Genomic DNA, 20,598 nt, shown 5'->3' with positions numbered 1-20,598 from the left:
TCGGTGTGCTGCGTCCACGGTGCTGCGTTCACTGTGTTGCGTTCACTGTGCTGCGTGAGGCACGGCTCGTCCTCATGCGGACCGAGCCTGTCAATGCTCCATGACAGGCTCGGTTCGGCTCCATGTCACCAGTGTTACGTCACACCCGGGCATGGCTGAGCCGGTGCTCCTCCTCCGCGACGGCCGTCGCGACGGCCGGCCGCGCCGGGCGGCGAAGGTATACGGCCCGGGTGACCACCAGGCAGACCGCGTAGAAGGCCAGGAAGGCGGCGAACGCGCCGGTGCCGGAGCCATAGGAGAGGAAGGACTGGCGGAGGGCCAGGTTGATGCCGACGCCGCCCAGCGCGCCCACCGCGCCGATCAGCCCCATGGAGGCCCCGGACAGCCGACGCCCGTACGCGGCCGCCTCCTCGCCGCTCAGCCCCCGGGCCAGCGCCTTGGCCTGGAAGATCCCCGGGATCATCTTGTACGTCGAGCCGTTGCCCAGGCCGGTGAGCACGAACAGCACCACGAAGGCACCGGTGAACAGCGCCGGCGACTTCTGCGTGGAGGCGACGATCAGCACCCCGGTCGCCGCGCCCATGCCGACGAAGTTCCACAGCGTGATCCGCGAGCCGCCGTACCGGTCGGCGAGCCTGCCCCCCACGGGACGGATCAGGGAGCCGAGCAGCGGGCCGATGAAGGTGACGTAGGCGGCCTGCAGCGGGGTCCGGCCGAACTCGTTCTGGAGCACCGTCCCGAAGGCGAAGCTGTAGCCGATGAACGAGCCGAACGTGCCGACGTAGAGGAAGGACATGATCCAGGTGTGCGGGTCCCGCGCGGCGTCCCTGGCGGCGCCGGTGTCGTTGCGCGCGGTGGCGAGGTTGTCCATGTACCGCGCGGCGAGCACGGCGGCCACGACGATCAGCGGGACGTAGAGGCCGAGCAGCACCCGGGGCCCGCCGCTCGCCCCGATGATCGCGAGGGCGACGAGCTGGATCACCGGCACCCCGATATTGCCGCCGCCGGCGTTCAGACCGAGCGCCCAGCCTTTCTTCCGCAGCGGGAAGAAGGCGTTGATGTTGGTCATGGACGAGGCGAAGTTGCCGCCGCCGATGCCCGCCAGCAGTCCGACCAGCAGGAACGTGGAGAAGGACGTCCCGGGCTCCATCACGGCGAACGCGGCGACCGTGGGGACGAGCAGCAGCGCGGCGGAGACGATCGTCCAGTTCCGCCCGCCGAACACCGCGACGGCGAAGGTGTACGGGACCCGGACCACGGCGCCGACCAGCGTCACCACGGACGTCAGCAGGAACTTGTCGGCGGGGCTCAGCCCGTACTCCGGGCCCATGAAGAGCACCAGCACGGACCACATCGTCCACACCGAGAACCCGATGTGCTCGGACAGCACCGAGAAGAGGAGGTTCCGGCGGGCGACCTTCTCCCCGGTCTCGTTCCAGAAGGCCTCGTCCTCCGGATCCCAGTACTGGATCCAGCGGCCGCCAGGGACTGTCATGACGCCTCCACCGTGCTCAGGAACTCGATGGCACCGACGGTAGGAAGGGCGCGTTTCGGGCTGGTGGGGCTGCGGGTGACCGCCAGGGAACGTTGCTCTCACCCTGCGGGGCGGCGGGGTGAGAGGTCCGCCCCGCCCTGCCCCGTTCCGGTGCTGGGTCCGCGTGGCCGCTTTTCCGCACCGGGCCGTCCGGTTCGTGGTGAACGCCGAGGGGGCGTACGGTCGCAGAGCGGCCAAGGCGCTCTCGGTCGGATTGTTCTTCCGGTCGGCGCGCCGGCCAGGCGTCTCCGCGGTCGAGGACTATCCCGCTTCGGGGTCCTCCCGGTCTCCGGAAACCCTCTTCTGTACCGGGACCGGCGCCGACATGACCTGGCGGGCGTTTTGTTCCGCGGCCTGTTCGTACGTGTCCGAGGGGTCGGACACCTTCAGACCCGCGCCGGTGTCGGTGCCGGAGACGGGGCCCTGCCGTTGCTGGATGACGTGGGTCAGTTCGTGGGCGAGGGTGTGCTTGTCGCCCCCGCCGTCGCCGATGACCACGTGATGGCCGGAGGTGTAGGCGCGGGCGCCGACCTCGGCGGCGGAGGCCCGGGCAGCGCCGTCGTCGTGAATGCGTACCTGGGAGAAGTCGGCGCCGAGCCGGGCTTCCATTTCCTTCCGGAGCCCACTGTTCATGGGTGTGCCGCCGGCGCGCAGGACGTCGTGGACGGCGGAACGCTGCACCTGGGGCTGCCCGGCCTGCTGGTGCCCGCAGCCGGCGTCGTGCCGGTGCTGTTCGGGCTGCGCCCAGGCGTGGCCCTCCTGACGGAGCATCTGGACGACAGCGGCGTTGCCGGCGCTGCTCTGAAAAGCGAGCAGCGGGTGCGAGGGGAGCCTGTCCCTGTCCGGCGGCTTCTTCCCCGGTGTACGTGCGCGAGCGGAACCGTGAGAACTGTCACCGACGTTGAGCTCGGATTCGCGCGGGTGCACCAGAAACCTTCCAGCAAGGGCGGGGTGAACGTTCCATGATTACGTCGATCGCGCCGGTACGGGGAAGGTACGCGAGGGCAGAGCCGGGTGACCTGCCGGGTAGAAATCCGTGACCGGTGCGACTACGGCGAGGTGCCGGGCGGCGCCGTCAGCCTTGCGGGGGCCGGGGCTGCCGGCAGGCTGGTGAGCTCCACCGGCTCACCGCTCGCCATCAACCGCTCTCTCCTGCGAGGCGGTACCACCCTTGCGGCAGCCGGACATCTCCAACTGCGTTGAAACAACCGCCACCGCGACCACCGTCCTCATACGCGACTCGAAGGACGCGGCCGGACTCCGACTCGGCTTCTCCCGCCCCGCGTGGGCCGCCCTCGTCGCGTACGTCGACGAGACCGGGGCCCCAGGGCCTGATTCCTGAGCCCCCCGGCTCTTCCGTGGCCACCGGCCGCCAGTACGGCACCCCGTGAGCGGCCGAGGGCCGTCGGAACCGTTGTCCGACGGCCCTCGGGCCGTTTCGCACGGCCACGCCTCGCCCGTGCGCGGGCGAGGCCGCCGCACTACGACCGGAGCGGATCGATCAGGTGCGGTACGCGTAGTACGACGCGTTCGGGTACGACGCGATGATGCTCGCCACCGACCTGCTGTAGGTGTTGGTGGAGTGATACGTCAGATACGGCACGCCCTGGCTGCGGGACGTGACGATCATGGTGTGGTCCTTCGAACCGTCCTTGTCGAAGTCGATCTGGAGCACGTCGCCGATGTCCATCTGGTGGACGTTGGCGAGGCTGGTCGTCCGCTCCGAGTTCTGGGCGAACCAGGACCACTCGTTGACACCGACGAACGAGTGCGACTGGATGTCGGCGTTGCCGAACCACCGGGTGTAGTCGTACACGTAGCCGGGGACGTGCTTCCAGCCGCCCTCCTTCAGGGCCTGGCTGACGAAGTTGGTGCAGTCGCCGCCCGCGCCCGCCCCGTTGTAGTTCGGGTAGGCCGGGTTGTAGGCGGACCAGTACTGCTTGGCGTAGGTGGCCATCGCCTTGTAGTCCAGACCGCTGGCGGTGAGGTTCTTCGGGTTCGCCGGGCCGGGGTACGCGATCGAGGCCTTGGGCGCCGAAGGCGTGGTGGTGCCCGCCTTCACGGACACGGAAGCGGTGGCCGGCGGCGCGGCCGTCTCGTTCACGGCGAGGTTGTCCTCGTCGGCCGGGCGGATTCCGGTCAGCTGCCAGTTCCCGCGCCGGTCCGCGGTGAACGTCAGCTCGTGGCGGGCCTGGAACCCCGTGGTGCCCGGCTCGCTGCCGCGGACCTTCTTGTAGGTGAGGGTCGTGGTCTCGGTGACCTCGGCCTTCGCCTTGCGGCCCTTCACGTTCGTGGCGCCCAGCGTGACGGTCGTGTTGCCCTTGCTGTACTTCTCGCCCAGCTTCGCGAGTTCGCTTCGGCGCCGGTCCAGCTTCGACAGTGCGGCGTCCTCGCTGCGGGCCGTACCGGAGGACAGCCGGACGTCTCCGGAGAAGCCGTCGGTCAGCGGCTTGTTCCGGTCCTTCCGGCCGCTGCCGACCAGGGCCTCCGTGCGGTCGGTGAAGACCGCGTCCGCGAGCCGCTGGAAGGTGGCCTTGGTTTTGGCGTTCACCGTCGGGTCGTTGGTGACCGCGGCGCCCGCGTTCCAGGTGGGCAGCATCGCCGCTCCGGCGACGACGGAGACGGTGGCCGCCCCGAATATGGTGGCTCGACGCCGCGTGCGGCTTATTCTTCTTGACTTCACTGGTGTTCCCCTCTTGCCCCGGCGGGGGATACCGGGGAGGCGCATCCTCGCATGAGATGTGTGGCTACTGCGAAGAGGGTAGGGCCTGTTGGCCAAGTGGTGACGGAGCATCACTTCACGACGCTCGACCAGTCCGGTGACTGGGCCGGGTCGAGGGTGCGCAACCGCTCCAGCGTCGCGGGGGTCTGCACGTCCATCCAGTCGGCCAGTTCCTTGAAGGACACGCACTTGACGTCCTTCTTGGTGCACACGCTCTCGATGGTCCGTTCCACGGCCCGCATGTAGATGCCGCCGTTCCATTCCTCGAAGTGGTTGCCGATGAACAGGGGCGCCCGGCTGCCGTGGTAGACGCGGTTGAATCCGGCCATGTAGGTGTCGACGGTCTCCTCCTCCCACTGGGGGTACATGGCCGGATCGCCCTCGGTCTTGCCGTCGGACTGGTTGTAGAGGAAGTTGAAGTCCATGGACAGGCCCTGGTACTTGCCGCCCTCGTACGGGAGCATCTGCAGCGGGAAGTCCCAGACGCCGTCCTTCTTGACCGGCCATATCTGGAAGTCTCCCGAAGAGCTGGAGTCGTAGCGGTAGCCGTAGTCCTTGATGGCCTTCAGCAGGTTCTCCTGGCCCTCCAGGCAGGGGGCGCGTCCGCCGGTGACCTCCTTGTCGACGTCGAAGGGCAGCGCGGGCAGGTCCGTGGCGCCGGTGTTGGTCTTCCAGTTCTTCACGAAGGAGTTGAACTGGTCGATCTCGCTCTTCCACTCCGCGACGCTCCAGTCGTCGCCGCCCTTCTCGCCGCAGAAGTGCCCGTTGAAGTGGGTGCCGATCTCGTTCCCCTTCTCCCAGGCCCTGCCCAACTGCTCCAGCGTGGTGCGGATGTGCTCGTCGGTGGGGTAGCTGATCGCCGCGGATCCCCTGTCGTGCTGGGGCGGGTCGTACAGTGCCTTCTTGGTCTGCGGCAGCAGGTAGATCCCCGTGAGGAAGAACGTCATGTGGGCGTCGTTCTTCTCGGCCACGTCCAGGAAGTGTGAGAAGAGCCCGTCGTCGCCCTGCAGTGCGCCGTCCCAGGAGAAGACGACGAACTGGGGCGGCTTCTGGCCCGGCTTGAGCGGCTCCGGCTTCAACCGGTCCTTCTGCGGGCCGGTGTAGGAGGTGGAGCCGTCCCCCAGGACCTTGGTCCTGCCGTCCCATTCCGGCTCCTCGGTGGCGGCGTCCGCCGCCTTCTTCCGGTCCCCCGAGGAAGCGGTCGGCGCGGTGTTGTCCGTGCTGTTCAGCACCAGGTAGCCCGCCGTCAGCGCCGCGACGACGAGAAGCGCCGCCGGCGCCAGGACCGCGGGGCGGAGGGGGGCGGTGCGACGCGGTGCCCGGGCCTTGCGGCGGCGCCCCGACGATGGCTTCATGTGCGGCTCATTCTCCAGAGTCGGTGGGGGGACTGTGGTGCCCGGTCGGTGGTCACCCGAGGAGGCCCAGGGCACCGGACCAGATGCCGTAGGGGACACCGTCGTCGGCGGTGCCGGCGATGCCCTCCAGCGGCAGTGGTTCGAGGCTCTTGGCGAGGTCGATGCGGTAGACGACGACCGCCGTGGAGACGGACTCGTACGTGCCGGCGTACCAGGCGGCGGTGTCCTTCTCCGTCGTCCCGGACTTCCCGGCCACCTTCGCGGTGGCGGGGGCACCGTCGGGGTGGGCGGTGCGGAAGGAGTCCGTGAGCGCGGAGGTGACCTCCTCGGCCACGTCGGCGCGGACCGCCCGGCGCGGCTCGGGCAGGTCCAGGGGGATCTTGGCGCCGTTGAGGGTGATCCGGCTCACCGAGTACGGCTCGGTGTGCTCGCCGGCCGCGGCGAACGTCGAGTAGCCGCCGGCCATGCGGATGGCGCTGGGCGTGGAGCTGCCCATCGACAGCGCGGGCACCCGGGCTCCGATGCTGGAGGGCAGCAGTCCGGAGGCCACGGCGGTGGCGCGCACCTTGTCCAGGCCGGCGTCCATGCCGAGCTGCATGAACGGCGTGTTCACCGAGAGTGCCATCGCCCGGCGCAGGGAGATCTGCCCGTAGGATCTGTCCCCGTCGTTGCTGGCGGCGGCCTTGCGGCCGCTGCGGTCCCAGTACGGCCCCTCCGGCGTGGTCACCGGCACGTCGTCGTCGCCGTTGTAGAGGGATTCGCCGGTGACGGGCGTCGGCTCTCCGTCACGGGTGGTGCGGACGCCGTGCTCCAGTCCCGCCGCGTACACGAACGGGGTGAAGGCCGTACCGGCCGGGACGGTCGTGGCGTTGGACTCGTTGTAGCCCTGCTTGCGGTGGTCGGGGCCGCCGTAGACGGCGAGGATCCGGCCGTCGGCGGCCACCGAGGCCGCCCCGTAGTGCACGGTCTTCGCGGTCTTCGGGTCGTCCTTCAGCGCCTTCTTGCGCGCCTCGGTGATGGCGTCGGTGAGCCGCTTTTCCCGCTTCTTGTCGAAGGTCGTGTAAATCTGGTAGCCGCCGAGATCGAACTGTTTTTCGGAGATCTTCCCGGACTTCTTGGCGTACTGGGAGACGAGTTCGACCAGGTAGTCGCTCTGCTCACCGGTGGAGTACAGCGGGTTGCTCTTCAGCGGATCGGGGAACTTCTTGTACGTGGCCCGCTCGGCCGGCGAGAGCTTGCCGATGTCGACCATCCGGTCGAGGGTCCAGGTCCAGCGCTCCTCGGCCCGGTCGCGGTTGGCGCCGCTCAGGGTCGGGTCGTACAGGCCGGCGCCCTTGAGCAGGGAGGCCAGGAACGCGGCTTCGCTGGCGTTGAGTTCGTTGACGTCCTTGCCGTAGTAGGCCTGGGCGGCGCGCTGGATGCCGTAGGTGCCGCGGCCGAACCAGCTGGTGTTGAGGTAGCTCTCGAGGATCTCCTCCTTGCTCATCCGGTTGTCGAGCTTGAGGGCGATCATCGCCTCGGTGAGCTTGCGGCGGACCGTCTGGTCCTGGTTCAGGTAGACGTTCTTGACGTACTGCTGGGTGATGGTCGAGCCGCCCTGGGTGTCCCCCTGACCGAACGTGCGGAGCGCGGCACGGGTGATGCCCTTTATGGAGATGCCGGGGTCGCTGTAGAAGCTCTCGTTCTCGGCGGCGAGGACCGCCCAGCGGACGTCCTCGGGAATGTCCTGCAGCGGCATCGCCTGCCGCTGCACCCAGCCGGTACGGGCCATGGGCGTCCCGTCGGACCAGAAGTACACGTTGTCCTGCTGGGTGGCGTACGAGTTGAGGTTTTCCGGGATGTCGGTGGCCGCGTAGGCGACGACGAGGAAGAAGCTGCTGAGACCGATACCGGCGAACGTGCCGCCGAGCCAATGCCGCCAGGAGGGCAGCCACCGGCGCCAGCCGGTGCGTCCGGGCCGGGGGTATTCCGGCTTCACGCGGCGGGCGTAGGGCGCGAGGCGGGCGGCCTGCGCGGCGAGGAGGTTCAGCAGGGACGCCAGGCGGGGGTCGGCGGCGAGGCGGGAGCGGAGGGAGGGGCGTGGGGCCTTGCGGGGGTTCCGGTTTCTGGGGCGGGGCGATCGGCCGGTTTTCTCACCGCCGCGTATTCGCTCCGCGGAGGTCACCGCTGAAGAGGCGGATTTTCCAGCCGTCTCGGATATCCCGGCTATCCCGGCTATCCCTGATATCTCGGATGTCTCGGATGTCTCGGATGTCTCGGATTTTTCGTTCCCCGTGCCGGCTGCGCGCTGCGCGGGCATGCGCAACTGCACGGTCTCTTCCGCCTTGAACGAGCCCAGCGCTTTCAACTGCATAGTGGCGTCGGGCTCTCCCCCCCGCCCCTCCGGCGACACCATGTCCCTCCCTTGCATTCGGCGCCAGTCACGCAACCAAGACGTACGAGCGTACGGCTTGGTTGTGGTTGACACGACTGCGGACCGACTGCCGACCTCACAGTTCAAGACACTGGAAAATACTAGCGTCCTACACAACACCTCCACACATGAAAAACGCGCATAATGAGGCACAGCTGGTGATGAAGAGCACTCCAGGGCACGGTTGGTGACACCCACTCAGGAGGAGTCGGCGGCAGGCCGTTCGATTCGTCGAACCGCTTCACCGGCGCGCGCGATACTCCATTGCCGCTTTCCGCGCTCCACTCGCGTTTCCGCGGTGAGGCACTTCGACGTGATGACTCACGGACCGGCACAGGCACCGGCACCGGCACTCCACGGGTTCCGGTCGAGGGCCGGGGCCCCCGGCGGGCACGCGCAGCCACCCCTCCTCCGCCGCCACCTCGGCCCGCCCCGGCGCGTCCAGCGCCGGGTGGGCCGGACCCCGGCGCCACACCAGCGACACAGGTGACAGCGGGACGGGGTCGACGAGGGGCCGTCGTACGGTCGCGGGCACAGCCGGGAAGTCCACCACGACGAGTACCGGGCATCCCGTCCTGGCCATGAGCCGCTCGAACTCCTCGGCGACGGTGACGAAGGCGCGCAGGAGACGGGGGTCGAGATGACCGGGGGCGGGGGCGTCCCGTGAACCTACAACGGGGATGCGTGAATCGGCACCGGGAAGGTGTTGGACCGGTGCCGCGGGCGCGGGCGACGGTGGGTCCATGCCGCAACCGACCTTCCACAGGCGCCCTCCGGCCTCCCGGAACACCCCTCTGCTCACCGTCACCGCCGACACCCTGGTCGCCGTCGACTTCTCGCCACGCGGGCGGACGGACGGCGCCCGCGGCCAGGATCCGGGCCCGTACCGCCGCCTCTTCGCACTGCCCGGTGCCCGCGCGTTCACCACCTGGAACCTTCTCGCCCGGCTGCCGATGGGCATGTTCAGCGTGAGCGCGGTCATGATGATCGCCGTGACCCGGGGGTCGTACGCCCTGGCCGGCACGGTCGTCGCGACCGGACTCGCGGTGACCGCGGTGATCGCCCCGTGGACCGCGCGGCTGGTCGACCGGTACGGACAGGCCCGGATCGCGCTGCCCGCCACGGTGTTCGCCGTGCTGGGCTCCCTCGCGCTGCTGCTCTGCGTACGCCATGACGCCCCCGACTGGACCCTGTTCGCCGCCTACGCCGCCACCGCCACGACACCGAACACCGGCGGGATGTCCCGGGCCCGCTGGGCGTACCTGCTGAACTCCCGCACCGGGGGGCCGGGAGGCGACCCGAAGGCCGCCGCCGAGGCCCTGCACACCGCGAACTCCTTCGAGCAGGCGGCGGACGAGTTCTGCTTCATGCTCGGCCCGGTCCTCGCGGCCTTCCTGTGCACCGCGCTCTTCCCGGAGGCGGGCACGCTGGTGGGGGCGGTGCTGCTGCTGACGGGCGTGACGCTGTTCACCGCCCAGCGTTCCACCGAGCCGCCGGCCGGACGCCACGCGCCGGGCGGCCGGGCTCCCTTCCGGGCGCCCGGGATGCGCCCGCTGCTCGCCGTCTGCCTCGCTACCGGCGCGGTGTTCGGTGCGATGGAGGTCGTCACCATCGCGTTCGCGGACACCCAGGGGCACCGTCCGGCGGCCGGCGGGGTGCTCGCCCTCCAGGCCGCCGGCTCCTTCGCGGCGGGGCTCGCGTACGGGGCGATGCGCCCGGCGGGGTCCGCGTGGTCCCGGCTGCCGTGGTGCCTGGCCGCCATGACCGCGCTGATGGTGCTGCCGCTGCTCGCGGCGTCCCTCACCGGCTCGCTCCTGCTGCTGGCGGGCGCGCTCCTGCTCGCCGGCATGGCCACGGCGCCGACGATGGTCACGACGATGACGCTGGTCCAGCGCCTCACGCCCGAGGGCCGGCTGAACGAGGGCATGACCCTCGCGGTGACCGGCCTGCTCGGCGGGATCGCCTGCGGCAGCGCGGCAGGCGGCTGGGTCGTGGAACACGCCTCGGCCGCGGCCGGGTACGGAGTCCCGGTGACGGCGGCCGCGACGGCCCTGCTGACCGCACTCGTCCTGTTCGGGCCGCTGGGCTCCCGCCGGCCCGGGATGGCGGGTTCAGCAAGTCCGGGCCGGTGAGATGCCGTCCGTCCGAGGCATCGAACCGCCGTCCGTTCGGGCCGTCGAACCACTCCGCCGAATCCCGCCCGCACCATTGACGGCCCCGCTGCCCGCACATACCTTCACCCGTCGAAGCGCTTCGACACGCTTCCCCCTCCCGTTACCTCCCCCGCGAACCGTGTCAGTGGAGGACCCCCCGATGGTGAAGATCACGGATGTGGCCCGGCACGCCGGGGTCTCCCCCAGCACGGTCTCGTACGCGCTCAGCGGCAAGCGGCCGATCTCCGACGAGACCCGGCGCCGCGTCCAGGCCGCCGTCCGCGAGCTGGGCTACCGCACGCACGGGCGTGCTCACGGCGCGGCCGGGGCCGGATCGCGGGTGCTGGCACTGGCGGTGCCGATGCGCTCCGGCGTCCATGTGCCGGTGGTGACGCAGTTCGCCGTGTCGGTGGTCACCGCCGCCCGCACCCACGGCCACGACGTGCTGCTGCTCACCCAGGGAGAGGGCGAGGAGGGCATCGGACGGATCGCCGAGACGGGACTGGCGGACGCGCTGGTGGTGATGGACGTACAGCTCCAGGACCCCCGGCTGCCGATACTGCGCTCACTGCCCCTGCCGTCCGTACTGATCGGCGTCCCGGCCGAACCGGACGGGCTGACCTGTGTGGACCTGGACTTCGGCGCGGCGGGCGAGCTGTGCGTGGACCATCTGGCGCGGCTCGGACACCGGACGGTGGCGCTGGTCGGCTCGCCGCCGGAGGTGTACGTCCGGCGCACGGCGTTCGCCCGCCGGCTCGTGCAGGGCTTCACGGCCGCCGCGGACCGGCACCGGCTCGCCTCCGCCGTGTACCCGTGCGGAACGGACCGGGGCGCGGCCCGCACGCTCGCCGAACGGCTGCTGCGCGACCAGCCCGCGCTGACCGGGGTGGTGGTGCACAACGAGCCGCTGCTCGACCCGCTGATCGACGCCTTCGAGGAGCTCGGGGTACGCATCCCCGACGACCTCTCCCTCACCGCCGTCTGCCCGACGCCGGTCGCCGTCTCGGCCCGTATCCCGCTCACCTCGGTCACCGTGCCCTCCACCGAACTGGGCACCCGCGCGGTACACCTGCTGGTACGGAAACTGTCCGGCATCCCCGTACCACAGACCACCCTGCTACCGCCCCGCCTGACCGAACGCACCAGCACCGCACCACGCCGCGCCACGCCGCGCCGCACCCTGTGAGCGACTGCGGGCGCGAAACGGTCGACATTGATCCGATCACGCAACGCATTCCACGAGGAGTGAGATCTTCACGAGTGCGCCCGCTCAGGAATATCGGCGGTTACAGCCGGCCGTGACGTCCGGCGACACGGACCGCGTCGACGAGGGCACGGGCATGGCACGACCCAGATGTCCGGGGCGGTCCGGCGCCGCGAGAATCACGGTATAGCGACTTATCCGGCGGACCAGAGGCCGGATTACCGGCGAAACAACACAACGAACAAAAGATATCCTGCCGACCGGCCAGAAAATCTGGTGAAAATGGTCGATTTTATCGAACCTTCAACATCTCTTGCCGGGGCACGAAAAGATCAGCATCTCCGACAGGAGGGAGTATTGAGGTGATGCGTGACGCGAAAGGGTTGCGTTGCTTTTTCCCCATAATTGTCTCCACCTCGGCGTACTCCCATTTGAAAACGATCCGAAAGGGAACCAGAACATCTCCCCTTGCAGGCTGAAGCCAAGATGAATCGCAACAATTAATGCGGTGACTACTGGACCGGGGATCACCAGAAAACGCGGCGTTGTCTTTACCGTTCCAGCACTGTTCGGGCTGTTCGGGCTGTTCGGGCTGTTCCCGGGCGTGGCCCTCTGACGGAGCGTCCGGACGGCAGCCATGTTACCGGCGCCGCCCTGAGGGCGAGCAGTGGGCGGAAGGGGAGCCTTCCCCTGTCCTGATTCTTCCCCGGTGTACGCGCACAAGCGGAACCCTGAGGACGGTCGCCGAGATTGAACCCGAATTCGCGCGGGTGCGCCGGAAACCTTCCGGAGAGGCCGGGTGAACATTCCATGACCACGTCAATCGCACCGGTACGGGGAAGGTGCGCGAAGGCAGATTCGGGTGACCTGCCGGGCAGGAATCCACGGCCGGTGGGCCTATGGCAATGTTTCGGGCCCCCTCGACGCTTGAGCCCGGGCTGTGCGGCGACCCGATGGTCACCGCACAGCCCGGGCTCAAGCGAACGGGTGGGACGTCAGCCCCGGTGCGCCGCCCCGGTCCGGGGATTCTTCCGGGCGGAGCGCTTCCCGTCGTCCGGCCACAGTTGCGGCTTGCGCTTCGCCGCCACGTCCTCCATCCAGCCGAACCAGACAATGCAGCTTCCGATGAGCACCCAGGCGAAGAGCAGGACCGGCCACGGACTTCCCAGGAGCCAGGAGAAGTGCTGGTACATGAAGTCAACGCCCCACAACTGGTCCCATATCGTGGCCGCGATCAGGATGCAGACGTTGTGCCAGAGGTAGATCGTCACCGCCCGGGAATTGAGCAGGTTGATCAGCCGGTCCCCACCGCGCAGCCAGCGCGGCCATTCCGTCCAGGACGGGCTGACGTGCAGGAGCAGCAATACCGTCGCGAAGGACCAGACGGCCTGGGCGAAGGGGATGGAGTCCAGGTCGTAGCCGGTCTTGAAGCCCTGGCTCACCGCGTACCAGAGGCCCAGGGCTGCGATCACGGGAGCCACCGAGGGCACCACATAGCGGGGGAGACGCTTGAGGACGCCTTCCTGGTACGCCATGCCCAGGACCCAGCAGGCACCGAAGGTGCTGAAGTCCGTGAGGGCCGAGGGGAACCGCTCGCCGGGCAGGCTGAGGTAGCCGAACTCAAGGCCGGCCGAGAGTGCGAGCGGCGCCAGGATCGTCGCCCAGGGCAGGGCGCGCAGGGCACGCAGGAGGAACGGGGAGAGCAGGACGTACCAGAGGTAGGCGCGGATGTACCACAACGGTCCCGCGAAGTCCGCGGCCCAGTTGTCGCCCAGGAGTCCGGGGAGGCCGGCCAGTCCCTCGGCGAACGGGGGGTCGCTCAACGGCAGGATCCAGAAGATGAGGTGGAACCACCACCATCCCGGGTGTCCGTCGGCGTTCGGTCCCCAGCCCTGCAACAGCATGCCGGTGACCCCGATGGCGCCCATCAACCACAGCGGCGGCAGCAGACGGCGCATCCGGCTGCGCACCACCTGCGCGGGGGGACGCTTGAGGGAACGGGCCATCAGGTTGCCCGCGAGGGCGAACATCACGCCCATGGAGGGAAAGACGACCGGTAGCCAGGCCCAGCCCATCAAGTGGTAAAGAACCACCCGGAAGAGAGCCACGGCCCGCAGCAGGTCGAAGTAGCGGTCCCGGACCGGGCCCTTGCTCTTCTGCCGGGGAGCCGTTTCCTGGACAGCGGTCTGCCCGGCAGCCGTCTGCCCGGCAGGGTCCGCCTCTGCGGGGGGAACCGGGGGCGCGGTCATGTCTGGAATCCTCTGGGATACGGGAGGCGTGACCGGCACCGATGCCGGGCTCCAGGGCTCGTACGGGGAAGCGGTCATCCGACCGGCCTCCCGTCCACGGCGTGCGGCTGCTGCTGCTGCGCGGGGATGTCCGCCCCTCCCGGCGGAGCGGACACTCCGCCGGTGCGCCGCAGCTTCTGCCAGCGCAGGCGGCCGCCGGTGAGCGCGGTGATCCAGGACTGGAGCAGCACGACGTACATGAGCTGGCGGTAGAGGATCTGCTGCAGCGGCAGCGAGAGGAGATGGGTCATGCGTTCGCGGTCGAGGTGGAAGGCGAAGGCCGCGCAGACCGCCTGGATGGCCAGGACGCCCAGCCACGCCATGATCGTCTTCTGGGTCGGGCCGAAGGCGATGCCGTAGAGCAGGAAGACGTCGATCAGGGGGGCCAGCAGCGGGGCCACGATCATGAACAGGGAGACGAAGGGCAGGCCCACGCGGCCGAAGCGGCCCGAGGGTCCCTTGTCGATCACGGCGCGGCGGTGCTTCCAGATGGCCTGCATGGTGCCGTACGACCAGCGGTAGCGCTGGGACCACAGCTGCTGGACCGTCTCCGGGGCCTCGGTCCAGGCGCGGGCGTTCTCGGCGTAGACCACGCGCCAGCCGGCGCGGTGCAGCGCCATGGTGACGTCGGTGTCCTCGGCGAGCGTGTCGTCGCTCATGCCGCCGAGCGGGACCAGTGCCGAGCGGCGGAAGGCGCCGACGGCCCCCGGGATGGTCGGCATGCAGCCGAGGATGTCGTACATGCGGCGGTCCAGGTTGAAGCCCATCACGTACTCGATGTGCTGCCAGGCGCCGATGAGGCTGTCCTTGTTGCCGACCTTCGCGTTGCCCGCCACGGCTCCCACCTTCGGGTCGCCGAAGGGCTGGACGAGTTCGCGGACGGTGGACGGCTCGAAGACCGTGTCGCCGTCCATCATCACGACGATGTCGTACCGGGCGTTGGCCAGGCCCCGGTTGAGCGCGGCCGGTTTGCCCGCGTTGAGCTGGCGGATCACCCGGACGTTGGGCAGGCTCATGGCCTCGACGATGCGCGCCGTACCGTCGCTGGAACCGTCGTCGATGACCAGGACCTCGATGGGATGGTCGCTGTCCATCAGGGAACGGACGGTGTTCTCGATGCACTTGGCCTCGTTGTAGGCCGGGACCAGCACGGTCACCGGTTCGGTGACCGGTGGGCCCCAGCCGAAGCCCCGGCGGCGCACCCGGCGGGCGTGGACGCCGGAGAGGACGAGCATCAGCACGAAGCGGCCGATGACCAGGGTGCCGACGATCGCCAGACCCACCGCCAGACCGCTGGTGACCTTCTCCGAGGCCTGGACCAGGAAGACCCATGCCTTGCCCTTCCACAGCTCGGAGCCGGTCACCGGGCTCATCGCACTGGGCGCGTTCAGGGCCTCGGTGAGGTTGTCGAACTCGTAGCCGTCCTTCTTCAGGTCGGGCAGCATCGTGTCCAGCGCCTCGACGGTCTGGCCGCGGTCGCCGCCGGAGTCGTGCATCAGGACGACGGCGCCCTCGCCGTTCTTCGGCATGGCACGGCGGATGATCTCGTCGACGCCGGGCCGCTGCCAGTCCTGGCTGTCGGTGTTGGTGACGACGGTGATGTAGCCGAGGCTGCCGATGTACTCGGTGACCGGCCAGGAATTGTTGTCCATGGCGCCGGAGAAGGAGGAGTACGGCGGGCGGAAGAGGGAGGTGCGGACGCCGGCCGCGCCGGTGATCGCCAGCTGGTTCTGCGACAGCTCCCAGTCGATGCGTTCCTTGGACTGGAGGGAGAGGTCGGGGTGGTTGAAGGTGTGCAGGCCGAGTTCGTGGCCCTCGTCGACCATGCGCTGGACGAGGTCCGGGTGGCGGGAGGCCATGGTGCCGGTGACGAAGAAGACCGCGTGCGCGTCGTGCTTCTTCAGCACGTCCAGCACGCGCGGTGTCCAGACCGGGTCCGGGCCGTCGTCGAAGGTGAGGACCATCCGGCGGTCGGGCACGCTCAGGCTCTCGGTACGGCCGCCCCGGGCGTCGATCACCGGACCGCCCTCGCGGATCTTCTCCGGCACCTTGTCGGTGGGGGCGGGTGCCTGGACGCGGTGGTCGGCGAGGATCTCGCTGTGCGTGTAGCCGCGCAGCATGAGCATCGCCGCCAGGGCGACGAGGACGAGCAGCGGAAGCAGCAGACGCAGGGGCAGACGGCGACGCCGGGAGCCGCCTCGGGCTCTGGTCGCGGGCCCGGGGCGGCGGGAGTGGGATGCCATCAGAGAACGTGCTCCGGGGACGGTGCGGTGGGTGCGGTGGACGGATTCGGCGGCGCGGCGGGGTTCTCGGCGGCCACAGCCGGTGCTTCGGCGGGCCCGTGGGCGAGGTCGTCGGCGCCGGCGGGTTCCTCGGCGCCGGGGTCCTCCCCGGCGGGCGGTGTGGTCGGATCGGTGCCGGTGTCGGTGCTGCCGGACGGGGCCGGCGGGTCGGCGGGCGCCGAGGCGGCCGGGGGGACGGCCGGGGCGGTCGTCGTAGGGCCACCGACGCCGGTGCCCGGCCCTGGGGTGGTCCGGGTCGGTGTCGACGACGGGCCGGTGGTCCTGCCGGACTCGCCCTCGGCGACGGGCGCGCCGCCCGCGGGGAGGCTGGCGCCGGGCGAGGGAAGGGTGTCGGCATCACCGACGGCCGGCTCGGCGCCCGGGGTCAGGCCGGTACCGCTACCGGCGCCGGGCGACGCGTCCGGCTCGGCGGGCCGCGGCGAGGTCTCGACCTTTCCGGCGGGCTGCTCCTGGTCCTGGCCGGGCACGGGGAGCCAGGGGGCGTTGGAGTTGCCGGACAGCAGCGTGGCGACGATCACGATGGCGTACGCGGCGCAGGCCAGGCCCACGGCCAGACCGATCCGGCGGTAGAGGCGGCTGCGGCGGCCGGACTCGTCGACGAACACGGGTCCGTCGGCGACGTCGGGGCCCGCACCGATACGGTGCTTGCCCGGCGTTGCCCGCAGTACGCCGTCGCCGAACCGCACGGCGTCGAGCTGGATCGTCACCTCGTGCGGGTCGTGGGTGTGCTCGGTGGTGCCTGCGTCCGCGTCCACGTCCATGTCCGCGGCTGCGCCTGTGGCGGGGACGGACAGGGTGGCCGCGGCGGGGGCGAAGACGGTCGTCCCGTCGCCTTCCTGCCAGGGGTCGCGCAGAGTCGCGCGGGGCGGCCGGGGGGTCCCGGGGGACTGGGTGGAGAGGCGTGCGGTGAAGCCGGTGGAACCGGTGGAGGGGGGCGTGGCGGTGGTATGGGGCTTGCTCCGGAGGGCCCTGGTCTCCTCGGGAGTCGCCGGGTCCTCGGGAGTCGCCAGGGGTGCCGGCATCTTGTCCGTGCCGTCCGGTGGGGGCGTTGCGCTCATCGTGGTCGTCGTGGCCTTCGTGTCGTCCGGAGCGACCCGGTCCTTCAGGCCGGCCCGGTCGTCCGGGCCGGCCGCGCGGGATACGGTCCTCGCCACGGTGCCGTCGTTCGCCCCGGCGGTGCGGTCGGGCACGCCTCGGGAGAACCACGTTCCGTGGTCGGTGGCAAAACTTCCGGAGGCGGGCCGGTCGTCCTCGACCAGGCCTGCTTCGTCCTCGGTCCCGGTCCGGGGCCGTTCAGGTTGGGCGTCTTCTCGCCACTGTTCCACGCGCACGTTTCTTCCCCCCACGGGACTGTTCCGGGTGCGCGTACGGCCTGAGCACTCGCCGCCGGAATGGGCCCACCCTCCCCGAGCGCCCCGTTTATCACACTGTGCTCGGACATCGAATGTAGCGCACGCGAAGGTCCCGTGTTCGCCGGGAGGTGATTCTTATCAATGATGAGACATCAGGGAGAACTCATGACATCAAGATCACTGTCTGAAACCCATCCGTTCACGGGCCGGAGCAACCAGCCTTCCTCGGCGGCGATATCGGCCGCAGCCCTGCGAAGTGCTTTCAGAGCGGGGTGAATCAGCCCTTTTCTCCACACAAGCGATACAGGTGACAGCGGGACGGGGTCGACCAGTGGGCGCAGCACCATCGAGGGCAACGGCGGGAAGTCCACCACGGCGAGCACCGGATTCCCCGTGCGGGCCATGATCCGCTGGAACTCCTCGTCCCCGACGGCCAGAGGCGCGGGCGACGCGACATCGATGCCCCGCCCCTCGAACAACAGCCCCGCGAGGTCGGTCCACTCCGGTGTGCGCGGATTGCCCGCCCCGGCGTACACCTCCTCGCCGGCCAGCGCGTCGAGCGGTACCTCCGCCAGTGCGGCCAGCCGGTGGCCCTCGGGAAGGATCACCGCCATCGGCTCGTACCGTACGGGCTGCTGGTCGAGCCCGGCCTTCAGCGTCGCGGGGAGCCCCGCGAACCGTCCGAACGACGCGTCGAGCCGCCCGGCGGTCAACTCGCCTGCGGCCCAGGTCAGTCCGCTCTCGTAGCGGGCCATCAGCTCGTGCCCGGGGGCGAGTTCACGGGCCCGGCGCAGCACCCGGCGCCCGGTGACCAGTCCCGGGGAGTTGAGGTCCACCAGCAGCGGCCGGGCCCGTCCGGCGGCGGCGAGCAGGTCGTCCTGCGCCGCCAGGACCCGGCGGGCGTACGGCAGCAGGCGTTCGCCGTCGGGGGTGAGCGTCACCTGGCGGGTGGTCCGTACGAACAGTTCGCTGCCCAGCTCCCGTTCCAGCCGCCGTACGTCGCGGCTGAGCGCCTGCTGTGCGATGTAGAGGCGCATCGCGGCGCGGGTGAAGTGCAACTCCTCGGCGACAGTGACGAAGGCGCGCAGGATGCGGGGGTCGAGATGACCGGGGGCGGACATCCCGCGAACCTACAAGGCGGGTGCGTGAATCGGCACCGGGAAGGGGTGGGACCGGCGGCAAGGACGCGGGTGACGGTGAACGCATGCCGCGACCGACCTTCCGAAGGCGCCCCCGCCCTCCCGTACCACGGACCGCCCTGCTACCGCCCCACCTGACCGAACGCGCCGGCACCGCACCTCGCGCGGAAGCACGGACAGAAAGGTGACGTCAGCGCCGCCGCTCCTCCTCGTCAGCCGCACGCCTTGCCGCCGACGTTTCCCATCGGATTCCATAGCGCACGCACCAGATCGCCACCAGCGAGCCCAGCATGGCGGGCAGGAACCACACGACCATCCACGGCCCGCCGAGCACCACGCCCGCCACAGCCGATCCGTACACCAGTACGGTCATGGCGTAGACCGCAGCCAACTCCACCCTCGCCCGCCGCACCGTACTCCGCCGCCCCACCATCGAAACCGAGCGCTCCCCGTCTCCTGCACGCGCCTACCGCGCCGCGCTCCGTGAGCGACTGCAGGCGTGAATCGGTCAACATGGATCCGATCACGCGGCGCACGCCATGGGGAGTGAAATCTTCACGAGTGCGCCCGGTCAGGGGTGTTGCCGGTCACAGCCAGCCGTGGTGTTCGGCGATGCGGACCGCGTCGACGAGGGTGCGGGCGTGGAGTTTGCCGACGGCGGACGACAGACGGTTGCGTACCGTGCCGACGCTCAGGAAGAGTTCGGCGGCGATCTCACGGGCGTGGGCGCCGGTTGCCGCCAGCCGCAGCACTTCGGCCTCCTTGTCGGTCAAGGGGGTTAGTTCGGCGGCCCGTTGGTCGCGCATGCGGGGATCGATCAGTCGGCCACCTGCGGCGATGCGGCGGATCGCGTCCGCGGTCTCGGCGAGGGTGGCACTTTTCAGTAAGTAGCCGGAGACCCCTGCGGCGAGCGCCCGGCCCAGATGGCCGGGGCGGTCCAGGGCGGTGAGCATCAGGATGCGGCAGCCCGGCACCTGCGCGGTGAGTGCGGTGGCGACGGTGATGCCGTCCATGACAGGCAGGTCGATGTCGAGGAGTACGACGTCGGGCCGCAGCCGTTCGGCCTCGGCCAGCGCGGCCGGGCCGTCGCCGGCCTGGCCGGTGACCCGGATCCCCAGCTCTTGCGAGAGCAGCGTCACCAGCCCGGACCGCACCACGGCGTGGTCCTCGACCACCAGCACTTCGATCACCGGCCGATTGTCCCTCACCAAGATCGTTTCCGGTGCGGTCCCGTGTCGCGTGGGAGACGGGAGGGCCGGGAGCCAGGTGTCACGCCCCGGCCAGGAGGGCCGACGGCAGAGCTGTCTCGAGCACACCGAAGACTGGCGAAAAATTGTCACCGCGTGGTCTCCTGCGACTCAACCGGGGCGGCAAGGTCTCGCCGACGGCGTTCGTAAAGCCATGCCGCCGCAAAACTGCTGCCGAAACGGAGAAACCCGGCATGGCTTTGCACCTGCCCTCGACCATGCCGAACACCAGGCCTGCAGCGAAACTCACGACTCCCAAGGAGGAGAATAGAATCGAATTATCCTTGAACGTCTTCACCTCTCGATCTAAAACTCGGTCAGAACGGTCCGCCTCCTCCTGCCGACACCAGTTGCGCAGGCACTCCGGACTCACCCCGAACTCCCGGGCGGGCTCGGCGACCGTGCGGCCCGTGACAGATCCGATCACAAACGGTGGCGATTCCCGGTTCCGAATCAGCCCTCAGTGGCCATACGCCTGCTTTTATCTCCTTGCCTGCGAAACAAGGAATCGCAGGACTCTTCTTCGGGAAAGCCGCCCGCGCCACCCGCACTGTCTCCACCGGGACCCCACCAAGCCCCTCCCTCCGCATCGACATCGACACCCTCCCCGTACGACAACGTCGGCTCCCAAGACCACAACCGGGTCCTGGGAGCCGACGTCACGCGAGGGACCGAATTAACCAACAGCATCAATGGCTGCGGCCGGGCCCCTGGCGGTCTCCCTCAGCGCTGTTTGCTGCCGCGTATCTGCAGTACTGCGCCCAGGACACAGGTACAGACAGCCACCAGCGTCGGGAGTGTCTAATCAACGGCGGATCTGATGATCAAGGAGACGCCAGAGATGACCGAGACCGTTGTCGAGCAGGAGTCCGTGGAGAAGCCGGCGGT

14 protein-coding genes and 1 pseudogene are annotated in these 20,598 nt (G+C 69.7%); 3 read left to right on the top strand and 12 right to left on the bottom strand.

Annotated features, from left to right (window positions below):
- Positions 1-139: 139 nt before the first annotated feature.
- The gene (locus ACFYQA_RS30085; RefSeq protein ID WP_388924408.1) at positions 140-1,495 is read right to left on the bottom strand and encodes an MFS transporter; all 1,356 of its coding nucleotides are present in this window, start codon (positions 1,493-1,495) and stop codon (positions 140-142) included.
- A gap of 300 nt (positions 1,496-1,795) precedes the next feature.
- Positions 1,796-2,305, bottom strand: coding sequence for a DUF4157 domain-containing protein (locus ACFYQA_RS30080; protein ID WP_388924405.1), 510 nt, complete (start codon positions 2,303-2,305; stop codon positions 1,796-1,798).
- A gap of 400 nt (positions 2,306-2,705) precedes the next feature.
- Between ACFYQA_RS30080 and ACFYQA_RS30075 the strand changes: the two genes are divergently transcribed.
- Positions 2,706-2,876 carry a DUF397 domain-containing protein gene (locus ACFYQA_RS30075; RefSeq protein WP_388924402.1) on the top strand — a complete coding sequence of 57 codons (171 nt, stop codon included), beginning with the start codon at positions 2,706-2,708 and terminating at the stop codon, positions 2,874-2,876.
- Positions 2,877-3,035: 159 nt separating this feature from the next.
- Here the strand turns inward: ACFYQA_RS30075 and ACFYQA_RS30070 are convergent, their stop codons facing one another.
- The 4 genes and pseudogenes from ACFYQA_RS30070 to ACFYQA_RS30055 all read right to left on the bottom strand — a co-directional run.
- The gene (locus ACFYQA_RS30070) at positions 3,036-4,217 is read right to left on the bottom strand and encodes an amidase domain-containing protein (protein ID WP_388924398.1); all 1,182 of its coding nucleotides are present in this window, start codon (positions 4,215-4,217) and stop codon (positions 3,036-3,038) included.
- Positions 4,218-4,327: 110 nt separating this feature from the next.
- On the bottom strand, positions 4,328-5,611 hold the full coding sequence (locus ACFYQA_RS30065; protein ID WP_388924395.1) for a hypothetical protein: 1,284 nt from the start codon (positions 5,609-5,611) through the stop codon (positions 4,328-4,330).
- 52 nt (positions 5,612-5,663) lie between these two features.
- Entirely contained in the window at positions 5,664-7,775 is a 2,112-nt protein-coding gene (locus tag ACFYQA_RS30060; RefSeq protein WP_388924392.1) for a transglycosylase domain-containing protein, read from the bottom strand.
- A gap of 628 nt (positions 7,776-8,403) precedes the next feature.
- Positions 8,404-8,625: pseudogene (locus ACFYQA_RS30055) on the bottom strand (LysR family transcriptional regulator); the annotation flags it as partial.
- 142 nt (positions 8,626-8,767) lie between these two features.
- Here ACFYQA_RS30055 and ACFYQA_RS30050 point away from each other — a divergent pair.
- Both ACFYQA_RS30050 and ACFYQA_RS30045 read left to right on the top strand, forming a co-directional pair.
- A complete protein-coding gene (locus ACFYQA_RS30050; protein WP_388924389.1) occupies positions 8,768-10,156 on the top strand; it encodes an MFS transporter in 1,389 nt (462 codons plus the stop codon).
- 181 nt (positions 10,157-10,337) lie between these two features.
- Entirely contained in the window at positions 10,338-11,363 is a 1,026-nt protein-coding gene (locus ACFYQA_RS30045) for a LacI family DNA-binding transcriptional regulator (protein ID WP_388924386.1), read from the top strand.
- A 1,013-nt stretch (positions 11,364-12,376) separates the two neighbouring features.
- Here the strand turns inward: ACFYQA_RS30045 and ACFYQA_RS30040 are convergent.
- The 6 genes from ACFYQA_RS30040 to ACFYQA_RS30015 form a co-directional block, all read right to left on the bottom strand.
- Entirely contained in the window at positions 12,377-13,708 is a 1,332-nt protein-coding gene (locus ACFYQA_RS30040; protein ID WP_388924384.1) for an acyltransferase, read from the bottom strand.
- The gene (locus tag ACFYQA_RS30035) at positions 13,705-15,912 is read right to left on the bottom strand and encodes a polysaccharide deacetylase family protein (protein ID WP_388924381.1); all 2,208 of its coding nucleotides are present in this window, start codon (positions 15,910-15,912) and stop codon (positions 13,705-13,707) included. The genes ACFYQA_RS30040 and ACFYQA_RS30035 overlap by 4 nt, the downstream gene beginning before the upstream one ends.
- Positions 15,912-17,297, bottom strand: coding sequence for a hypothetical protein (locus ACFYQA_RS30030; RefSeq protein ID WP_388924378.1), 1,386 nt, complete (start codon positions 17,295-17,297; stop codon positions 15,912-15,914). Before ACFYQA_RS30030 ends, ACFYQA_RS30035 begins: the two co-directional genes overlap by 1 nt.
- Positions 17,298-17,476: 179 nt before the next feature.
- Entirely contained in the window at positions 17,477-18,445 is a 969-nt protein-coding gene (locus ACFYQA_RS30025) for a LysR family transcriptional regulator (protein ID WP_388924375.1), read from the bottom strand.
- Between the two features lie 208 nt (positions 18,446-18,653).
- Positions 18,654-18,836, bottom strand: coding sequence for a hypothetical protein (locus ACFYQA_RS30020; protein ID WP_388924372.1), 183 nt, complete (start codon positions 18,834-18,836; stop codon positions 18,654-18,656).
- Between the two features lie 214 nt (positions 18,837-19,050).
- On the bottom strand, positions 19,051-19,653 hold the full coding sequence (locus tag ACFYQA_RS30015) for a response regulator (RefSeq protein ID WP_388924369.1): 603 nt from the start codon (positions 19,651-19,653) through the stop codon (positions 19,051-19,053).
- Between the last annotated feature and the right edge of the window lie 945 nt (positions 19,654-20,598).

Origin of the sequence: Streptomyces sp. NPDC005774 (assembly GCF_042871645.1) — a bacterium.
In the GTDB taxonomy this organism is placed as follows: domain Bacteria; phylum Actinomycetota; class Actinomycetes; order Streptomycetales; family Streptomycetaceae; genus Streptomyces; species Streptomyces pratens.
This window is presented reverse-complemented; position numbering and strand designations above follow the sequence as displayed.